The 20056-nt window shown below is 39.6% G+C and carries 13 protein-coding genes; 4 read left to right on the top strand and 9 right to left on the bottom strand.

Going from position 1 to position 20056, the window contains the following annotated elements; genetic code table 11:
- Positions 1 to 6 precede the first annotated feature (6 nt).
- Complete coding sequence (locus GFH30_RS05085) at positions 7 to 1023, bottom strand: aspartate carbamoyltransferase catalytic subunit (RefSeq protein ID WP_153371204.1); 1017 nt, start codon at positions 1021 to 1023, stop codon at positions 7 to 9.
- Between the two features lie 209 nt (positions 1024 to 1232).
- Positions 1233 to 1565, bottom strand: a complete 333-nt coding sequence (locus GFH30_RS05080; RefSeq protein WP_153371203.1) for a hypothetical protein — start codon at positions 1563 to 1565, stop codon at positions 1233 to 1235.
- Positions 1566 to 1825: 260 nt separating this feature from the next.
- Between GFH30_RS05080 and rlmKL the strand changes: the two genes are divergently transcribed.
- The gene (rlmKL, locus tag GFH30_RS05075) at positions 1826 to 4036 is read left to right on the top strand and encodes a bifunctional 23S rRNA (guanine(2069)-N(7))-methyltransferase RlmK/23S rRNA (guanine(2445)-N(2))-methyltransferase RlmL (protein ID WP_153371202.1); all 2211 of its coding nucleotides are present in this window, start codon (positions 1826 to 1828) and stop codon (positions 4034 to 4036) included.
- Between the two features lie 70 nt (positions 4037 to 4106).
- Here the strand turns inward: rlmKL and clpB are convergent, their stop codons facing one another.
- The 3 genes from clpB to crp form a co-directional block, all read right to left on the bottom strand.
- Positions 4107 to 6686 carry an ATP-dependent chaperone ClpB gene (gene clpB, locus GFH30_RS05070; protein ID WP_153371201.1) on the bottom strand — a complete coding sequence of 860 codons (2580 nt, stop codon included), beginning with the start codon at positions 6684 to 6686 and terminating at the stop codon, positions 4107 to 4109.
- A 250-nt stretch (positions 6687 to 6936) separates the two neighbouring features.
- On the bottom strand, positions 6937 to 7986 hold the full coding sequence (locus GFH30_RS05065) for an NADP(H)-dependent aldo-keto reductase (RefSeq protein ID WP_153371200.1): 1050 nt from the start codon (positions 7984 to 7986) through the stop codon (positions 6937 to 6939).
- Positions 7987 to 8145: 159 nt separating this feature from the next.
- A complete protein-coding gene (crp, locus tag GFH30_RS05060) occupies positions 8146 to 8850 on the bottom strand; it encodes a cAMP-activated global transcriptional regulator CRP (RefSeq protein WP_153371199.1) in 705 nt (234 codons plus the stop codon).
- Positions 8851 to 8998: 148 nt separating this feature from the next.
- Between crp and GFH30_RS05055 the strand changes: the two genes are divergently transcribed.
- On the top strand, positions 8999 to 9421 hold the full coding sequence (locus GFH30_RS05055; RefSeq protein WP_153371198.1) for an OsmC family protein: 423 nt from the start codon (positions 8999 to 9001) through the stop codon (positions 9419 to 9421).
- Between the two features lie 95 nt (positions 9422 to 9516).
- Here GFH30_RS05055 and GFH30_RS05050 read toward each other — a convergent pair whose 3' ends face one another.
- From GFH30_RS05050 to GFH30_RS05035, 4 genes are all read right to left on the bottom strand, one after another.
- On the bottom strand, positions 9517 to 11661 hold the full coding sequence (locus GFH30_RS05050; protein WP_153371197.1) for a TonB-dependent receptor family protein: 2145 nt from the start codon (positions 11659 to 11661) through the stop codon (positions 9517 to 9519).
- Positions 11662 to 11917: 256 nt separating this feature from the next.
- Positions 11918 to 14152 (bottom strand): NADP-dependent isocitrate dehydrogenase, encoded by a 2235-nt coding sequence (locus GFH30_RS05045; protein WP_153371196.1) that lies wholly within the window; start codon positions 14150 to 14152, stop codon positions 11918 to 11920.
- Between the two features lie 931 nt (positions 14153 to 15083).
- On the bottom strand, positions 15084 to 15512 hold the full coding sequence (locus tag GFH30_RS05040) for a hypothetical protein (protein ID WP_153371195.1): 429 nt from the start codon (positions 15510 to 15512) through the stop codon (positions 15084 to 15086).
- Positions 15513 to 15670: 158 nt separating this feature from the next.
- A complete protein-coding gene (locus GFH30_RS05035; protein WP_171501057.1) occupies positions 15671 to 16714 on the bottom strand; it encodes a tetratricopeptide repeat protein in 1044 nt (347 codons plus the stop codon).
- A gap of 303 nt (positions 16715 to 17017) precedes the next feature.
- Here GFH30_RS05035 and GFH30_RS05030 point away from each other — a divergent pair, with 303 nt between their 5' ends.
- Together GFH30_RS05030 and GFH30_RS05025 are read left to right on the top strand one after the other, a co-directional pair.
- The gene (locus GFH30_RS05030) at positions 17018 to 17572 is read left to right on the top strand and encodes a hypothetical protein (protein ID WP_153371193.1); all 555 of its coding nucleotides are present in this window, start codon (positions 17018 to 17020) and stop codon (positions 17570 to 17572) included.
- The gene (locus GFH30_RS05025) at positions 17565 to 19787 is read left to right on the top strand and encodes a hypothetical protein (protein WP_153371192.1); all 2223 of its coding nucleotides are present in this window, start codon (positions 17565 to 17567) and stop codon (positions 19785 to 19787) included. Before GFH30_RS05030 ends, GFH30_RS05025 begins: the two co-directional genes overlap by 8 nt.
- Positions 19788 to 20056: the final 269 nt, after the last annotated feature.

Below are 20056 nucleotides of genomic sequence, written 5' to 3'. Positions count from 1 at the left end.
TATTCCTTAACCCGCAATCGCTTCAATCAAACCTTGTTCTTGAATTTGACCTTGCATCGACAAAGCCAAAACTGCCATACGTACCGCAATCCCATTGGTCACCTGATTTAAAATCACTGATTGTGGACCATCGGCAATACTTGAATCAATTTCGACCCCACGGTTCATCGGACCCGGATGCATCACGATACAATCTGGTTTCGCCATCGCTAAACGTTCTTTGTTTAAGCCATACATTTTGTAGAATTCAGCTTGAGATGCGAGTGCCGGTGAATCAATACGTTCGTTTTGAATACGTAAGGTAATGATCACATCACAGTCTTTGATGCCCGCTTCCATATCGTTAAATAAACGAACCTCAGGACCATAATCATCAAAACCATAAGGCAATAAGGTATTCGGTGCAATCACACGAATATCTTTACAGCCTAAGGTTTGTAATGCTGCCACATCAGAACGTGCAACACGTGAATGTTTAATATCACCAATAATCGCAATCGAGATATCTTCAAAATTCTTTTTGGTTTCTCGGCGGATGGTCAGCATATCCAACATGGCTTGAGTTGGATGCGCATGACGACCATCACCTGCATTAATAATCGCAACGGTTGGGCAGACATCTTTTGCAATAAAATGCGCAGCCCCTGAAGATGAATGGCGAACGACAAAAATATCCGCTGCCATGGCTTCTAAATTCCACAACGTATCACGTAAGGTTTCACCTTTAGAGGTACTTGAGCGCGCAATATCGATATTGAGTACATTGGCAGAAAGTCGCTTTGCGGCTGCTTCAAAGGTCGTTCGGGTACGGGTTGAATTTTCAAAGAAAAGGTTCATCACCGTTTTGCCTTCAAGCAAATTATTGGTGATGAGCTGATTTTGGTCATTAAAAAAGGACTGTGCAGTGTCCAATATTTTTGTCAGTGTATCTTTAGAAAGACCTTCGATGGTCAAGAAGTGTTTTAGGTTGCCTTCTTTATTGAGTTGAATCTGGCTCGGGGTATGCAATGCAGCCAAGTGCATGAGAGATTCCTTATACGTTAAGTCAACGTATTATACAGACATTGCTTGATCTGAACAGTTCACAAACCGCTTAGTTGGTTAAAAACCAACATGATCCTAATCATGAATTTTTAAATTCCTATTTGATTTATCAATCAGATAATTTAACCTTATTTCTTATACTGATGATTATTAAAACAATAGCATCCTTGCCTATAACATGACTTAAGTTAACGTAATGCACCAATATAATGATGGGAAACTTGCGCCCGATAAATATCATCTTCCGAAGGTTCGGCTAATGCTAAAGGCGCATCTTCATCAGATTCATTTAGTGTTGCATCTGACAAATCTAAATCACTCACCTGCTTAAATTTTTCAATGAGCTTGAGCAACTCGGGATCATTGGTCGCGGTCGCAATCTCCATAATATGTTTGGCATAATCTGAATTGTCCGATAAATAAATCACATCAATGACACGCCCCGATACGCGACGTAATCGTGCATAAATTAAAGTTGCGACTGAAAATGCTTCATTGCTAACCAAATGATCAGGTCTCATATTTTATTCTCAAAATAATGGATCGCCTCAGAGTAGAACTCACTTTCGTGCAGTCTTGTCCTTGAGTGTATGTATAAGCATGTGAGCAAAATACGTACCAACTTCTATCTTTATCTCATAATAAATCATCAAAATTTAGGATTTAGCTCTTACAGCACCTCAATTTGAATTTTGATCATGCGAATTTGAAAAGCTTTAAAGTCGAAAATAAGTTAAACTGAGCACAGATTTATTTTTTTATTTTTTGGTCTCTCTATTTTATGAATAGCTCTTCACGTTTAAGCAATTATTGGGTCACCTGTGCCGATGGTCTGGAAACCTTATTAGAAGAAGAACTCAAAGGCTTAGGTGTTCAGAACACTGAACGTTTCCCCGGTCGTATTACCTTTAAAGGTAGCCTTGAAAATGCTTACCGCATTTGCATGTGGTCTCGCCTCGCATCACGCGTATTGATGCCGATTCATACCCATGAAATCGAATTTTCGCACGATGCCCGTGATGTTGCTGAAGAGCTATATGAAGGGGCAATCAGTTTCGATTGGTCACTTATTTTTGCACCACAAAGTACCTTTGCGATTCGTTTACACGTTGAACGTGAAATTAAAGTGAATACGCAGTTTGCGACTTTACGTGCGAAAGATGGTGTTGTGGATTCCTTTATGGAAGCTGTGGGCAAACGTCCAAGCATCGACACCAAGTCACCTGAAATTACCATGTACATTTTGGCAGGTAAAAAAGAACATACTTACTGCCTCGATTTATCAGGTGATTCACTACACAAACGTGGCTACCGCCAATATATGACTGATGCACCGATCAAGGAAAACTTGGCAGCTGCGATTTTACAAAAAGGTCAATTATTAGAAAGCAATGCCGATATTATTCTTGATCCAATGTGTGGTTCAGGAACATTCATTATTGAATCATTGATGATTTTGACTGATCGTGCGCCAGGTCTGGTACGTCGTTTCGGTTTTAACGGTTGGAATGGTCATAATCATGAGCTATGGATGAGCATTAAAGCAGAAGCTGCTGAACGCCATCAAACTGCTATGACACAACCTTTGCCACAGTTCTATGCTTTCGATGCGGACTGGGAAGCGGTCAAAGCCACTCGTCAAAATATCATTGCTGCAGGTTTTGAGTCTGCGCTGGATTGCATTAAAATTGAAGAACGTACGCTCAATGATTGGCCTGATTTTAACGCAGAAGGCAAAAATGTCTTCTTCGTGACCAATCCTCCTTATGGTGAGCGTTTAGGTGATAAAGCATCGAATCGTTCGTTGTATCTTGGTTTGTCAGCGTTACTACAAAAGAACTTCCCGAACCAAAAAGCAGCTGTGATTGCTTCACAAGTTGAACAAGCCGATGTGTTGGCGTTCAATGATCCGCAACTTTTACGTTTAATGAATGGTAAGTTACCGATTTATATTCGTTTTGGTAAGATCAAACCTGCGGCTGTGGTACGCCCATTCTTAGAATCTTGGCAGCCACAACAATTCGAACCGATCGAAGGGGCTGTTGAGTTTGCTAACCGTTTAACCAAAAACATGCAAACGCTGAAAAAATGGGCGGTTAAAGAAGGCATTCATTGCTTACGCTTATACGATGCCGACTTACCTGACTTTAATGTCGCAGTCGACTTGTATGGTGAACGCTTGCATGTCCAAGAATATGCGCCACCAAAAATTATTGACCCTGAAAAAGCGAAGAAACGTTTTAACTTGGCTTTGGCTGCGATTCGTGCGGTGACAGGTTTAGGTCGTGATGCGATCTTTATTAAAACCCGTTCACGCCAAGAAGGTAAAGCGCAGTACACCAAACAAAGTACGGCATCGAAACGCTTTATTGTGCAGGAAGGTAAAGCCAAGATTTTGGTGAACTTAACCGATTACTTAGATACCGGTTTGTTCCTCGATCACCGTCAAATGCGTTTACGTATTGCCCGTGAAGCGAAAGGTAAACATTTCTTAAACTTGTACAGCTATACCTCTACTGCTAGCTTACATGCGGCATTGGGCGGTGCAGCAAGTACGACAAGTGTCGATTTATCAAATACCTACTTAAACTGGTCGAAAGAAAACTTCGTGTTAAATGGTTTAACGGTCGATCATGCTGATGAACAGCATCAGTTCTTCTCAAGCGATTGTTTCGAATGGCTAAAAGAAGGTCATGAACAATACGACATGATCTTTATTGATCCACCGACCTTCTCAAACTCAAAAAAATTCTACGGTACGTTTGATATTCAACGTGACCATTTGTCGTTAATTAAACGTGCAATGAATCGTTTAACCTCCGAAGGTACATTGTACTTCTCAAATAACTACCGTGGTTTTGAGATGGACGAAGAAATTCTGGCATTCTTTAATGTTGAAGAAATTACATCTGAAACGATTGGTCTCGATTTCAAACGTAATCATAAAATTCACCGTGCGTGGAAAATCCAACATCCCGGTCTTGATGCATAAATCAAACTGTTGAATATAATAAAAAACCCAGCCTAGGCTGGGTTTTTTATTTGAACGATGATTCCAATGATTAGTTCAATTTCAATTTTCCAAAGGTTAAACCACGATTATCTGCACTGACCACAATGGTATCGCCTGCAACAAAATCACCGGCAAGGATTTTTTGCGCCAAACCATTTTCAATGCGTTGTTGAATCGCACGTTTCAATGGACGCGCGCCATATTGTGGATCAAATCCAACATCAATCAATTGATCAAATGCACTATCTTCAACAGTTAAGCGTAAATCACGTTCAGCTAAGCGCTCACGCAAACGATCCAACTGAATATCCGCAATACCACGAATTTGTGATTTTTCCAGTGAATGGAACACCACCAATTCATCAATACGGTTAATAAATTCAGGGCGGAAATGTTCTGATACCGCACTCATCACCACGGCACGTACCTCTTCATTGCTTGCGCCTTGACCCAGTTCACGTACATCTTGCGAACCTAAGTTAGACGTCATCACAATCACTGAATTTTTAAAGTCGATGATACGACCTTGTGAATCGGTTAAGCGACCATCGTCCAAAACTTGCAGCAAGATGTTAAACACGTCTGGGTGGGCTTTTTCCACTTCGTCAAACAAAATCACACTATACGGTTTACGACGCACGGCTTCAGTGAGTACACCACCTTCTTCATAGCCGACATAACCCGGAGGCGCACCAACTAAACGACTCACCGAATGTTTTTCCATAAATTCAGACATATCAATACGAATCATGGCATCATCGCTGTCAAATAAGAAATTCGCCAAGGCTTTGGTAAGCTCAGTTTTACCTACACCTGTCGGACCTAAGAACAAGAATGAACCACTTGGGCGATTCGGATCAGACAAGCCTGCACGTGAACGGCGTACTGCATTTGAAACTGCCACCACAGCTTCTTCTTGACCCACGACACGATTGTGTAAGAAGCTTTCCATTTGCAGTAATTTATCTCGTTCACCTTGCAGCATTTTCGCCACAGGAATACCTGTTGCAGCACTCACCACTTCGGCAATTTCATTATCGGTCACCTTATTACGCAGTAATTTTGGTGTCGCGCTCTCATCTGACTTTTCCGCCATTTCAAGCTGCTTTTGCAATTCAGGAATAACCCCATATTGCAAACGCCCCGCTTCACCCAAATCACCTTCACGTTGCGCTTTCTCTAGAGCAACACGGGCTTGATCGAGTTTAATTTGTACGTCTTTATTGCCTTCAACCAAGGCTTTGTCAGCACGCCAGATTTCTTCGAGCTCGCTATATTCTTTTTCCACGCTCGCAATTTGTTCAGACAAATGTTTGGCTTCGGCTTTAGCGCCTACATCCTCATCTGATTTGACCGCCTCATACTGCATTTTCAGTTGTATTAAGCGACGCTCTAATTTATCCAAAGCTTCAGGCTTAGAATCAAGTTCCATTTTAATGCGAGAAGCGGCTTCATCAATTAAATCAATGGCTTTATCTGGTAATTGACGATCGGTGATATAACGATGCGACATTTTGGCTGCGGCAATAATGGCAGAATCGAGAATCTGCACACCATGATGCGTTGCATAACGGTCTTTTAAGCCACGTAAAATGGCGATGGTATCTTCTACACTTGGCTCATCCACCAACACTTTTTGGAAGCGACGCTCTAATGCTGCATCTTTTTCAATGAATTGACGGTATTCATCGAGTGTTGTTGCACCGACACAACGTAGCTCACCACGCGCTAGTGCAGGTTTAAGCATATTGCCGGCATCCATTGCACCATCGCCTTTGCCTGCACCCACCAAGGTATGCAATTCATCAATAAATAAGATGATTTCACCATCGTGTTTAGCAAGGTCTTTGAGTACTGCTTTAAGACGTTCCTCAAATTCACCGCGATATTTAGCACCTGCCAGTAATGAACCAATATCAAGCGAGAGAACGCGTTTGCCTTTTAAGCTTTCTGGCACTTCACCGTTGACAATACGCTGTGCCAAGCCTTCAACAATCGCCGTTTTACCAACACCCGGCTCACCAATCAGCACAGGATTATTTTTGGTTCTGCGTGATAGGACTTGAATGGTACGACGAATTTCATCATCACGACCAATCACGGGATCAAGCTTGCCTGACAAAGCACGCTCGTTTAAATCAATGGTGTATTTATTTAATGAGTCACGTTGATCTTCATGATTATTGCTCATGACTTTTTCATTGCCTCGAATTTGGTTAATCACTTGTTTTAAGCGTTCGGTTTGAACACCAACACTGTTTAAGATTTTTTTGGTTGCACCCGTTTCTGCAAGTGCAAGCAACAACCAATCAACCGTCACAAATTCATCACCCGCTTTTTGCGCATAACTTTCTGTCAAGGTCAATATTTTATAGGCTTCAGGGGAAACATTGATGTCAGCCGATGGATTGGATAAGGTCGCTGCATCATTCAGTGCTTGCTGTAATTTCTTTTGCAATTCAGGTAAGTTTGCACCCGCTTGTTGCAATAAGCTGGCATAGGATGCTTCTTTTAATAGGGTATCTAGAAGATGAATCGGCTCGATAGCAGCATGGTCTTTGCTCATGGCTAAGACTTGGGCATCGGTCAGGGTCTGCTGTAGGCGGTTGGTAAATTTCTCAAAAGCCATTCTTGTTATTCCTCACAACAAATTTTTAACTTGTTCTATAGATGGGAATGATTTTGTATTTTTCAATGCCGTTTTAAAATAATTTCAATATTTTTCAAAAACTTAATAAAAAACAAAGGTAGATCTCTGTGTTAATATTGGTATCTTTTCACTCCATTTCAAGTGTTATCCTGATAAAAATTAAGGTTTTCACTCGCAAATAAAAAAGCCTCCAATTAAGGAAGCTTTTTTAAGCGTTACAGTCTGAAATCTAGGGTGCTGGATTCGGTTGTTGGCGATGAATGGCATCAATTTCTTGCAGAATCTCTTCAGATAAATTGATCTCAAATGCCTGAATATTTTCTTTCAATTGATCTAAGTTGGTCGCACCAATAATGGTACTGGTCACAAAGAACTGCTGTTTAATAAATGCGAGTGCCAATTGAGTGAGGCTTAAACCATGCTTTTCAGCCAATTGTGCATATGCTTCCGTTGCCCATTCACTTTCAGGGTTTGAATAACGGCTAAAGCGAGAATACAAGGTCACGCGCGCATTGGCAGGACGTGCTCCATTGCGGAATTTACCCGTTAGATAACCAAATGCAAGTGGCGAATACGCGAGTAATCCAACACCTTCATATTTGGCAATTTCGGACATTCCAATTTCATAAGTACGATTTAGCAAACTATATGGGTTTTGAACACTGACGACTTTTTCCAAGCCATGTTTTTCCGCCAAATGTAAAAATTTTAAAGTGCCCCACGGCGTTTCATTCGATAAACCAATATGGCGGATACGACCTTTCTTCACTTCATTGCTAAGCGCCACTAAGGTTTCTTCAAGATCTGTCACTTCACGGTCACTGTTGGCTTCAACATTGCCATAACCTAATTTACCAAAGAAATTGACTGGACGCTGTGGCCAATGCAATTGATATAAATCGATATAATCTGTTTGTAAGCGCTGTAAAGATTGATCCAATGCAGATTCAATTTCACTGGCAATAAACTTGGTTTGACCATCACGAATGTGACTTCCGCCTTGAGAAGGTCCTGCAATTTTCGTAGCTAAAATGAGTTTGTCACGTCCACCACGTGCTGCAATCCAATTCCCGATGATCTGTTCGGTTGAACCTTGTGTTTCAGGCTTTGGTGGTACAGGATACATTTCTGCCGTATCCCAAAAATTTAAACCTTGATCTAAGGCATAGTCGAGTTGTTCAAAGGCTTGCTGTTGGGTGTTTTGTTCACCAAATGTCATGGTGCCTAAACAAATTTCTGGAACTAAAATCCCTGAGTCTGCCAATGGTTTAAATTGCATTGCATGTCCTTTATCTGAGTCAGTATTAAATATCGCGTAATGCCCTAGCCTAGCCGATTTTAGCGACGATCCAAAATCATCTTTTCTGCCAAGCTTTGAGTGAAAATTGATGAAAAAAAAGCAAACCCGAAGATTTGCTTTTCATTTTAATCGCTAAAATTATTCGTCATCTAGCTCATCAGTCGCTGCATCTGCTGGCTCTAGTGACACATCAAAAATCAAAATGGCTTTACCATCTGTTTCAATCATGCCTTGCTCTTCAAGCGTTTTTAACACACGACCGACCATTTCACGCGAACACCCCACAATACGACCAATCTCTTGACGGGTAATACGGATTTGGCGTCCATTTGGCAGAATCATCGCTTCTGGTTGCGCTGATAGGTCAATTAAACAACGTGCAATACGACCTGATACATCAATAAATGCAAGATCCGTGACTTTACGTGTGGTATTTTTTAAACGACGGACTAACTGAGCAAATACTGCATAACTTAAATCAGGATATTGCTTGCTCAGTTCGTGGAAGTTCTCGTAAGTGATTTCTGCAATTTCACAGACATCACGGGTTCGAACTTCTGCTGTACGTTGCGGATTTGACTCGAATAACCCCATTTCCCCAAAGAAGTCACCCGCATTCAAATAAGCAACGACAATTTCACGTTCGTCGTCTTCACGAAGAATAATAGATACAGACCCCTTCAGAATTAAATACAGAGATTTAGACTCTGACCCTGCATCGATAATAGTTGTACGTTTAGGATAACGATTAATATACGCACGTTTTAATAATGCTTTAACCGAATCAGGAAGTTGCCCCGGAGAAAGTGCATCTGTGCTTAGTTGTGAAAAATTTGATGTCATGCTAACAGTTCCGAATATGGATAATTTATAGATCGCACAAGACCTAAAGTGAACGTATCACTTGTTAGAGATGAAATTCCTTATCAACTCAATTTATGTTAGTGTACAGGTACTTTCGTAAATTTATAGCTTTTTTTAGGTAGTTGCAATGCAAACAAGTGTTCATTGGCTAGAGAATGTTGCTTTCGAGGCAAAAACTCAAAGCGGTCATAGTGTTATCATGGATGGTTCACCTGAATACGGCGGTGAAAACCGTGGTCCACGTCCAATGGAACTCCTTTTGACTGGTCTTGGCGGTTGTGCGTCTTTTGACATTGTCACCATATTAAAAAAAGCGCGTCAAGAGATTACCGACGTACGTTGTGAACTAAAAGCAGAACGTGCCGATACCATTCCTGCGGTATTTACCAAAATCCATCTCCATTTTGTGATCACAGGTAAAGCGGTGAAAGAAAAACAAGTGGCAAAAGCCGTGGAACTTTCAGCTGAAAAATATTGCTCTGCAAGTAAAATGCTGATGGATGGTGGTGTCGAAATTAGCCATGATTTTGAAGTTTTAGAAGCAGAATAAAACCAAGATTAGAGCAAAAAAAAGAGAAGCCCGTGCTTCTCTTTTTTTATTCCAAGATCCAGTCATATGAAGCAGCAAAATACATTTAAATGATGTTAGAAGTTAAATGTAATACCCGCATAGGTTGAAAAACTTTCACCTGAGGTCGATCGTGCAATATCTTTGCCTGCATCATCATAACCTGGGGTTACTGTTGCCGCATAGCGGGTATTGCTCAGATTTTTAAAATCGAGCCATGCATTCCATTGCTGATCCGCAGCTTGATAGCCCAAACTTGCGCCCCAAAGCGTGTAAGCATCTGCCTTAAAGGAGTTAGCGTAATCGACGGGAAGTTCTGAACGATATTCGGCATCGATAGCTGCATAAAAGCCTTGAGGAAAATCAAATTTCAACTGTGCTTGGTAAAGATGTTTAGGCAAGCCAGCCAATTGATTCTTGCCAAAAATTGGATCATTTTTATAATGAAAATCGCTATAGGTATATGCTTGTCTGAATGATAAATCACCCCATTGTTCAGACGAAAATAATGGACTGATTAAGCCGAACTCTACGCCTTGATGGATGGTATCGGAGGCATTCGACTCTGCAATCACCGATGATGGTTCCTGTGAAATTTCCACATTTAGGAGTTCATTTTTAACTTTTGCATAATAATAACTAAGATCCCACTGCCCAAATCTACTTTCACCACGCCCACCAAATTCAACCGTTTGTGCTGTTTGGGTATCTAAATGAATCGGTGCGCGTTGTCGATCTGTAGCAGCACCACTATTATCTGGGAAATATTGGTTTGAGCCCCAAATCATTGACCAAGGATGGGCAGGCTCAATACTTCTACTTACATTACTATAAAGCTGTAGCGTTGGAGTTAGTGCATAAAGTAGCCCTAAACGTGGTGCAAAATTCCAATCATATTCACTTAATTTCTCACCTGTATATGGATAGTAAACCTCACTTTCCCTATGCGTATAAATAGCAGCTAATCCCGTTTGTAAATGCAGATCTTGCGTTAATGCTAAATCATGACTGAACTGTAAGACATTATCTGAGCCACGATAGGTAAATTTACGAGTTACAGTGCCTGCCTCAAAACCATTCAGGTCAGACCGTAAAGACTCGATTACGCCCGTATCAGGTCGATGTGTGGTACTTCTGAGTAAAATTTTGAAAATACTCTCTCGATCAAATAATACATGAGGTTTTTTATAATTTAAACTTGCCGTTACATCTGAATAGGTCACATCAACACGATATGGGCTTTCTTGTAAATCCATGGGATAGTTGTGATACGCCAAACTTGCCACCAATTCAGCATCATCTTTTAGCTTAAAAGTGGTTTTATTGGCAAACCACGTACTCCCCGGTTGAATACGTTTAGCATCCCATTCTAAGTTATTTGGATTGGCACTCTGTGGGGCATTTTCAATTTGATCTTTAGTTAAACGACCGGGTGTTTGATGTTCCGTTTCTCTATAACGTAAATAAAAGCGTGTTTCGATTTCTGGGCTGATTTGATAGCCTACATTTGCAGCAACCCCCTGACTATCGCCTGCTGCATGATTTTGATATCCATCATAACGTGATGTATTGAGTGAGATATAATAATCTAAGTCATCTATTTGCTGCCCTGAGCTTAAGGCATATCTTTGGTAGCCATGACCGCCGATCTCCGTGCGTAACTGAAGTTTTTTAGCATCTAAACCTGTATGTGTTTGATAGTTAATTGCACCACCCAATGCCAATGCACCTACATCAAAACCATTTGCCCCACGATAAACCTCAGCACGACTTAACCAAAGCGGCTCGAGTAGCTCATACGGTGTGCCGCCGGGTCCCGTAAATGGAATGTCATCTAATAGTACAAATACACCCGATGCATGTGCACCCGGTGCACGGTTAATCCCTGAACCACGAATCGACACCTTAACACCCTCGTTGCCTGCAGATTTGGCATAAATCCCGGGCTGTAATTTTAAAATATCTTCTGTGTTTGCAAGCCTATTTTGCTTAATGTCTTGAGACGAAATCATATTGGTTGCACCGGCAACACGTTGTAATTTTTGAGTGGATGCATCTTCATTACTTTCAGCATCCACTGTAATCAAGAGTGGTGCTAACTGAATATTTTGCGCATGACTTGGATGCTGTTCAAAATCCTGTGCATACGTTGAATTTGAGTAGGCTGCCATCAACATGCTGACCAAAACCGGTTGCTTAAATCCCAATGAATGTTTCTTCATGGTTAAATCATCTTTCCCTAGGTATTTCTGATATTTCGTGGCATAGCGCAACGATAAATGAGGCAAGACATTAACAAGCCATGCTTCACAATTGAATAGCAAAATGCATCATTTTTAAGCGATTTTATATAATTTCTAAAGCATTATTTTTCTTATAAAATTTCATGAAATTTAAAAATCCATAAAAAAAGCCGATGCAGAAGCACCGGCTTTTTTTCACATTTTCTACCTATTTAGGCAAAATTTGTTTTTAGATTTATTGTACAGAAGCAAGCGCTGCGTTCAATGTTGCGCTTGGACGCATTACTGCATTTACTTTCTCTTGATCTACAGCGTAATAACCACCGATATCAACAGGTTTGCCTTGAACTTCAGCAAGCTCAGCAACGATCTTGTCTTCATTTTCAGCAAGTGTTTTTGCAAGTGGTGCAAACTTCGCTTTCAACTCAGCATCTTGATCTTGGTTTGCAAGCTCTTCTGCCCAGAATTTTGCAAGGTAGAAGTGACTGCCACGGTTATCAAGCTCACCTGTACGACGTGATGGAGACTTGTCGTTATCAAGAAGTTTACCTGTTGCTTGATCCAGTGTTTTCGCAAGTAGCTTCGTACGTTCGTTGTTTTCTTTGATGCCCATTTCTTCTAACGATACCGCTAGTGCCATGAACTCACCAAGAGAATCCCAACGTAAGTGGTTTTCTTCTACAAGCTGTTGTACGTGTTTAGGTGCAGAACCGCCTGCGCCAGTTTCGTACATACCACCGCCCGCCATTAACGGAACGATCGACAACATTTTCGCAGAAGTACCCAATTCCATAATTGGGAACAAGTCTGTTAAGTAGTCACGTAAGATGTTACCAGTCACAGAGATGGTATCTAGACCACGCGCAACACGTTCAAGCGTATAACGCATTGCACGTACTTGTGACATGATTTGGATATCTAGACCTTCAGTGTCATGATCTTTCAAGTATTTTTCAACTTTCTTGATCAATTCATTTTCGTGTGGACGGTACGGGTCTAACCAGAAGATTGCCGGCATGCCAGAGTTACGTGCGCGAGTTACCGCAAGTTTTACCCAGTCACGGATCGGAGCATCTTTCACCTGACACATACGCCAGATATCGCCTTCTTCCACGTTTTGTGACATCAACACTTCACCTGTTTCAAGGTCAGTGATGTTGGCAATACCCGCTTCAGAAATTTCAAAGGTTTTGTCGTGTGAACCGTATTCTTCCGCTTTTTGCGCCATCAAACCAACGTTCGGTACAGTACCCATGGTTTGTGGATCGAAATTACCATTCCATTTACAGAAATTGATCATTTCTTGGTAAATACGCGCAAATGTAGATTCAGGCATGACTGCTTTACAGTCGTAAGGTTTGCCGTCAGCACCCCACATTTTACCGCCACCACGAATCATTGCAGGCATAGATGCATCTACAATCACGTCATTTGGTGAATGGAAATTAGTAATACCTTTTGCAGAGTCAACCATCGCTAAAGCAGGACGGTGTTCTTGGCATGCGTGTAAATCACGGATGATTTCTTCACGTTGAGACGTTGGTAAAGTCTCGATTTTTTCGTAAAGACCTGCCATACCGTTATTCACGTTAATGCCAAGTTCTTCAAACAATTTCGCGTGTTTTTCAAACGCTTCTTTATAGTAGATGCGGACACAGTGACCGAACACGATCGGATGTGACACTTTCATCATGGTTGCTTTTACGTGTAAAGAGAACAAAATGCCTGCTTCTTTACAATCATCTAATTCTTTTTCGTAGAAGTCGCAAAGTGCTTTCTTGCTCATGAACATTGAATCAATGATTTCGCCGTCTTTAAGCGCAACTTTTTCTTTAAGAACAATAGTTTTACCACTATTTGTGATAAGTTCCATTTTTACATTGCGAGCACGGTCAAGCGTCATTGATTTTTCACCATGGTAGAAGTCGCCTTCATCCATGTGTGACACGTGAGTTTGTGACCATTGCTTCCACTCAGTCATTGAGTGTGGGTGTTTTTTCACATAGTTTTTAACTGCTGCTGGTGCACGACGGTCTGAGTTACCTTCACGTAATACTGGGTTTACAGCAGAACCAAGACATTTGCTATAGCGAGTCTTGATTGATTTTTCTTCTTCAGTCGTTGGATTTTCAGGATAGTCTGGAAGTGCATAGCCTTTAGACTGAAGTTCTTTAATACACGCTGTCAATTGACCAACAGATGCACTGATATTTGGGAGTTTAATAATATTAGTGTCTGGGTCTTGTGTAAGACGACCAAGCTCAGCAAGGTTATCAGGAACCTTTTGTGCTTCAGTTAAGCAATCTGAGAATTCTGAAAGCACGCGAATAGCAACAGAGATGTCACTTTTAACAATCTCAACGCCAGCCGGCTTAGTAAAGGTCTCAATAATCGGCAGTAGCGAGTAAGTCGCCAACAATGGCGCCTCGTCGGTCAGTGTGTAAATGATTGTTGACTTTCCACCAGCCATATATAGCCCCTTGCATTGTATAGAGTTTTTGAGAAGCGAATAAATGCTCCGCCCCAATGAACCATTTGCTTAAATAAAAACATTGTGAGTATCGTTGCTTCACATATTTCCGTCAACGAAATATGATTTCAGCTTGTGAATTTGATGAAAAATCATACAAAATAATTGACTCAATGATGCCAATCCTATTCACAAGATGCTTCAATGAAACATGAAAATTCACTTAAGTATTGAAGTCGTTAAAGAACTTTATGATCGAGATGCTTCACAATTCTTTCGCGTATTATACGCTATTTTCTGAGCACAACTGAGTACTAAACAGCAGCTTTGTTGTATCATTTTTTTATATGAAAAAGACAAATAGAATGATTTCAGCATAGATTTAAAAGAATATTTTTTAAACAAGAAAATTCTTCTTAATAACCCACGGAAAATCATTGATAAAAGCTCTAAGTAGATAATATTAAAAATCAAATAAAATAATAATATTCAATAACTTATTATTATTTAAAAGTTAATCAAGCTACACTTTAACTATAAGTCAAAATTTAAATTATTTTTATAAAAAATTCTTAAGATTAACTTTCAAATCATGGCTAAAAAATTGCTTTAGACATTACGGATTGCTGATTTTATGATTCCGTTATTCGACTAAAGTTTAATGAGCTATACATAGCCACTTAAAAGAATATTAACCATAAAAAAAGCCCACTTTTTCAGTGGGCTTTTTAGTGTTGATGAATCAACATATCTTGGTAGGTATATCCAATTCCATTAATAAATATATTTATTTAAATTCAAACACTTATATAAGATTTAAATATTATTTATACAAAACATTATACAAAAAAAAGAGGCTTTTTTTGTAAGAATTTATGAAAATTTCGGCGGGGCATTGAATCAAATCAAGACCCGCTCTTTATTCAAAAAATCAATTTTTTAGTTGAACAGTCCGACAATGCGTTACTTGGTGTTCCACAGTATCGATAGTGCTAGATAGTCCAATTTCTATCGTATCAGGAGTAATAATCTTGGCAAATACTTTTTTACCTTGAATATCACTTCCAGAAAACTCAATCTCTTGTTCCACCAAACCATTTGTACCACGTTTAATACCATTTAATGCCTGTGGCTGAGTGGTATACAACAATGGGAATATACCTCCCCTTATGGCTCCTAATTCTGCCCACTCTCCATAAGTATCACCGCGTTTAAGTCCTACTGAGAAAATATTACTACGATACGTTCCCACATAATATTGGAATGGACTATCACTATTTAATTTATGAGCATGATTAACAACTTTTAGCGTCTCCCCTGGAGATAATACAAAACAAGTGAAAACCTTACAGATTTTCATTATTAAACATTCATATATTTCAAAATCTTATACAATAACTGATATTCGAACATTCAATATCCCCATCTAAAATTCGGTATTTATTCAACAAAAACCTTCTGGTTTCACTGGCATCGATTTCTGCTAACAACAAATCATCTTGAGGTGAGTCATCTGAATTACGAAGTAACACCGCAAATCATTTGTACATTGCCATTTTTCAGCTTGGTTAAATAGATAAACTCCCAAAAGTAATTATCTGCATCACGAGGTTTGGAAGCAAAATATAGTGATTGCAGGTTATCCTTGTGTATAAGATAAGAGTTTTGGAATTGCGCTGTTAATTTTTCTGTTATTTTCCCTGCAGCGTCATAATTTTGTCGTGAATGAAATAAGTTCATCTGTCTTAAATCACGATTGAATTGTTCAGCATTAAGTTGCTTTAACTGAATTTTATCTCGATCTTCGATAAGTTTTTTCAACTTCTCAATACTTTCACTCGGTCTAATGGTTCCTTCAAAATTAAAGCCATAGCCATAATGATTGGTTAACTCAATTTTATTAAATAATGACGTATTCACATTTTTAGGCAAAAATATTTGTATATAAGGTATGTCACCTTCAGCATCTTTATATTCTGGATAGTATTTATAAACATCTTGCTGTATATAATTTTGCTTTAGCTGTGTTTCTATATTCTTATGTGCTTTCCCTTCAACGTCATCTCGAGACAGTTGCTCTAAAAAGAAAGGAATTGTCATATTTTGGGTATGCCAGCCCTTACACAATAAAGTCTGATCAACCGCTGAATACTGTTGAGAAGCTGCCGAAACATTAGCTATGTTCTTTAATATTTGTTTGGCTTGTTCATCCCCTTGCCCAACTGCTTGTTGCAGCAGTTGCATCGCTAATGCCTGATTCGGTTTTACACCATCGCCAGTTAAAAGCATTTTCGCCAGTGTCACTTTGGCAGGAGCATAATTTTTTTCACTAGCAAGGGTGAGCCATTCAATCGCCTTCGCTGTATTTCTTGGAATTTTAGTCTCATCATAATATGCCATCCCTAAATCGTATTGGTTTTTAGCAAAGCCTAATAGCATTGCTTTACTTTGCAGTCCTGCTATCGCTGGGATAAAAGGCTCTTGTATGGTCTTTGCAGAGATGGCTGCAGAACCACTCAATAACGTCGCCGCTAATAGCAAATAAACGATCTGAACTTTCATTATTTTTATCCTTCTACGTTTCTTCTTCATGTATATATTTTGATGTGATGACTTGCTTACCATCTCTAATCATTTATAAAAATACAATATGGCTGAAAACCCATCAGATTCTAGATGATTCAAATTCATATATTTCATTAAATTAAAGTCTTTCGATCATAAGCAATCTGTGCTCATACCATGATAAAAGCACCCACTTTTCAACAAAAACCTGCCACCTTATTCCCAAGTTTTTGATCAAGCAGTCAAAGCATTTATTTTAGCTTTACCATTGAGCTATCGAATAAAAAGAATAAAACAACGATGAAAACAAAAAAATCAGCTTCAGACCAAGTGCAGCAGTTGTCTAAGGAAAAAGCCCTTGCTATTACCAAAATCAACAAGGGGATTCAGCTCTGTGTTCATGAAGTTCATCATGCAATGCCCTCCCTATTTGGGATCCATCCACAACTCAAATTATTTCACGCTGTACAAAAGAAAATAGGCAATCAAAGTGAAAAATTGAGCGTCGAAGCGCTCCATTTTCAAATGACACAAGCATTTATTTCGATGTTGTTGCATTCTAAAATTGAGATCAATCAGATCTATCCCAACAGATTATTGTCTTTGCTGAATCAACATCTGAGTAAAACTTTTATTTATGATCAGAACTGTCGTCTATACGACAAACCGCATACCAGCATGTCGATACACCTGTTGGCACAGTTTCTTGGTTGTACACGCAACCAATTAAATTATCGTCAATCGCATATTGATCAAGCATTTAAATTGAAGTGGTCTGCGCTGCAAGCCAAATGCGAAGCATTGAAATATGAGCATCTCGATTCAGCCATGTTTTGGAGGGCTGAACATGAGTGAGATGATGCGATTAAAAATGAGATCATTATTGGTTGCAGAAGATGTATTGGAAACCTTTCGATATATGGGTGCACATTTTCTTTGCCAAACACCTTCGATTGAAGATTTAAACGTAGATCTTTTGGCATATACAGATCGTCAAACGATCTCATTGGAAAATTTAGAGGTGCATCTGCCTTATCGTGCACCTCATCTGACTCAAGCCCCGATCAGCAGTTATTTATATACATTAAGACATCTAAAAACTGATCATATTGCTTATCAATGGGCGGTCAATACCATGCATGCTTTAATCGCCTTGCATCATATTGCTTATGCCTCAGATGAACATAAAGCTACGATCCTCATCTTAGTGACACGCTTTCGTTTGGCTTCACAAGCCTTGTTTAAATCCGAACAAGGTAAAAAGCTCTCTAAATATGACAAGTTATATTTATGGTTATGGGAGCAATTGCCACAGGCCCAGATCAGCCTTGAGGATTTCATTCAACAGCTCAGTGCATTAGAACACTCTGGTACTTTAACCACTTTCCAATTTAATTTGATCCGAGATCTCAGACGTGCTTATCAATATGTATTGAATGCAAGTCCAAAAAAAGCTGGGCATAGCAATAGTGTGCAAAAAAAGCTGGAACATTATCCTTTAGATGATTCAGATCATCTATTGATGGTGCAGGAATTGCCAACATCCTCCACGACTCGATCTCTACAATATGAAGAACTAGCAGATCATCCAGAGATCCAACATGCACAGATTGAAACGGATGCAGTGTCACCACTATGCAAACAGTCGAGGGTACTACAAAGTAAGTCCGTTCAATTGATGCAACAGCACATTATTCGGCTACAGCATCGCTTTGGCAGTAGTAATCATTATCCCGATCTGGAATCAATCCGCTTATTGGTCTCACATTGTTGGAACCAATACAGTACAGCGCAATTGAAGAATAAAGCCTATCTCATTATTTTACTCAGTTTCCTTACGGGTAATTCCACTGAGGAATGGCTTAAGGTACAAAGTCCGAAGATCTCGCGTTTAAATCAACGTCAACGTCTCATTCAGATTGAAGATCGCTATATGCTACGGTCCAAATTTACTTTATTTGATCCAGTGCACTTTCCACATAAAGATGCACTGCACAATCAAATCATGCATTTTGATTTACCTTTGACCAATGTGCTGATTCGGGGGCTCAAGCAAAAGCCGATCCTTGAACAAGCCGATATCACGAAGGCATTACAACAATGTCGGGAAATACTTTATATCCCTTCTCTCACGAGTAAGAAACTCAGTACCTTACTCCATGCCCATATTTATCATCTGACCGGCAATGCACAATTGGCAGATATTCTGACCGGCATGGATGCTAATCGCTCGAGTTCGATCTCCTATTGCTCCTATCCAGTGTATCTTTTACAACGTGAATATCTTGACGTAGTTCAAATCCTATCAGCCAACATGGTGAAAGCTCTGCAAATCAAAGTCGAAGATCAAGGGGGAAATTTTGGCAGTTTAAAAGCCCCTACAGCGAAAACCGTCACCTGTGTTTTTGCTTATTTGTATGCGCAGGTGATTCAAGCTCAACATCGCTTTGACGCCATTGCAACCTATAACCATTACAATATTTGGATGTGGCATATTCTGCTACTTTTTACCGGTGCTCGACCTGTGAAGGACTTTCCGGGATTGCTAAAAGATATTGATTTAAATCAGGGATGGTTATGGGTATCAGATAAGGAAATCCACGGTCGACATGATGATGGGCGAATTCTCCCCTTATGTGATTTTCTAAAGCGTGAACTCAACGCCTTTAAGCAATATTTAAGACAAAATACAGCGAGTTTAGAGAACGAAATCGAGAATAGTACGCAGCATATTGAAGAGATCTTTGACAGCAAACGTCCCTTACTTTCAGTTTTTATTGATCATCAATGGCAAAGCTTAAGTCCTGCAATCGTGGCGCAATTTACGGAAGGCATGCAGCTTGAACAAGCCAATTGGCTTCGGCATACCATACGGGCCTATTTGACAGGAAAAGCCGAAGAATCTTTGATTCTTGCATTGTTTGGGCATGAACGAAACCAACAAGAACTAGGCAATCGTTATTCGAGCCTTGCACTGAATACTTACCGTACATTGGCAAAGACCCTCGATGAAATGAGGGAATTTTTTCAAATTGACGGCATGTGTGACAAAAATGAAAAATTTAAATGAAATCAGAAGATTTTCCTATATACATCCAAATTTATCAAATGATCAAAAAGTAGCAATTTCAAATACTGAACTTTGCGCTGTACTTATTTATTTTAAGTTTCACGTGAAACGTATATTTGAAAATAAAACATTCACTTAGGAAAATATTCTGATGTAATAAAAATTGGTTTGTTGTATTCAAAATTGGAAATTTTGGCCCAGATTAACGTTCCAATTCCACTTATTTTCTATGTTTACTGAGAATCTAAACAGTAAACCCAAGCCATGTA

The organism is Acinetobacter wanghuae, from assembly GCF_009557235.1.
GTDB lineage: Bacteria > Pseudomonadota > Gammaproteobacteria > Pseudomonadales > Moraxellaceae > Acinetobacter > Acinetobacter wanghuae.
Note: the sequence above shows the minus strand (reverse complement) of the source record. Positions and strands in the feature narration are given on the sequence as shown.

What these genes read in the sequence shown, in the direction of transcription:
- GFH30_RS05085 (WP_153371204.1), bottom strand. Translation starts at nt 1,023, where the DNA reads ATGCACTTGGCTGCATTGCATACCCCGAGCCAGATTCAACTCAATAAA.
- GFH30_RS05080 (WP_153371203.1), bottom strand. Translation starts at nt 1,565, where the DNA reads ATGAGACCTGATCATTTGGTTAGCAATGAAGCATTTTCAGTCGCAACT.
- rlmKL (WP_153371202.1), top strand. Translation starts at nt 1,826, where the DNA reads ATGAATAGCTCTTCACGTTTAAGCAATTATTGGGTCACCTGTGCCGAT.
- clpB (WP_153371201.1), bottom strand. Translation starts at nt 6,686, where the DNA reads ATGGCTTTTGAGAAATTTACCAACCGCCTACAGCAGACCCTGACCGAT.
- GFH30_RS05065 (WP_153371200.1), bottom strand. Translation starts at nt 7,986, where the DNA reads ATGCAATTTAAACCATTGGCAGACTCAGGGATTTTAGTTCCAGAAATT.
- crp (WP_153371199.1), bottom strand. Translation starts at nt 8,850, where the DNA reads ATGACATCAAATTTTTCACAACTAAGCACAGATGCACTTTCTCCGGGG.
- GFH30_RS05055 (WP_153371198.1), top strand. Translation starts at nt 8,999, where the DNA reads ATGCAAACAAGTGTTCATTGGCTAGAGAATGTTGCTTTCGAGGCAAAA.
- GFH30_RS05050 (WP_153371197.1), bottom strand. Translation starts at nt 11,661, where the DNA reads ATGAAGAAACATTCATTGGGATTTAAGCAACCGGTTTTGGTCAGCATG.
- GFH30_RS05045 (WP_153371196.1), bottom strand. Translation starts at nt 14,152, where the DNA reads ATGGCTGGTGGAAAGTCAACAATCATTTACACACTGACCGACGAGGCG.
- GFH30_RS05040 (WP_153371195.1), bottom strand. Translation starts at nt 15,512, where the DNA reads ATGAAAATCTGTAAGGTTTTCACTTGTTTTGTATTATCTCCAGGGGAG.
- GFH30_RS05035 (WP_171501057.1), bottom strand. Translation starts at nt 16,714, where the DNA reads ATGAAAGTTCAGATCGTTTATTTGCTATTAGCGGCGACGTTATTGAGT.
- GFH30_RS05030 (WP_153371193.1), top strand. Translation starts at nt 17,018, where the DNA reads ATGAAAACAAAAAAATCAGCTTCAGACCAAGTGCAGCAGTTGTCTAAG.
- GFH30_RS05025 (WP_153371192.1), top strand. Translation starts at nt 17,565, where the DNA reads ATGAGTGAGATGATGCGATTAAAAATGAGATCATTATTGGTTGCAGAA.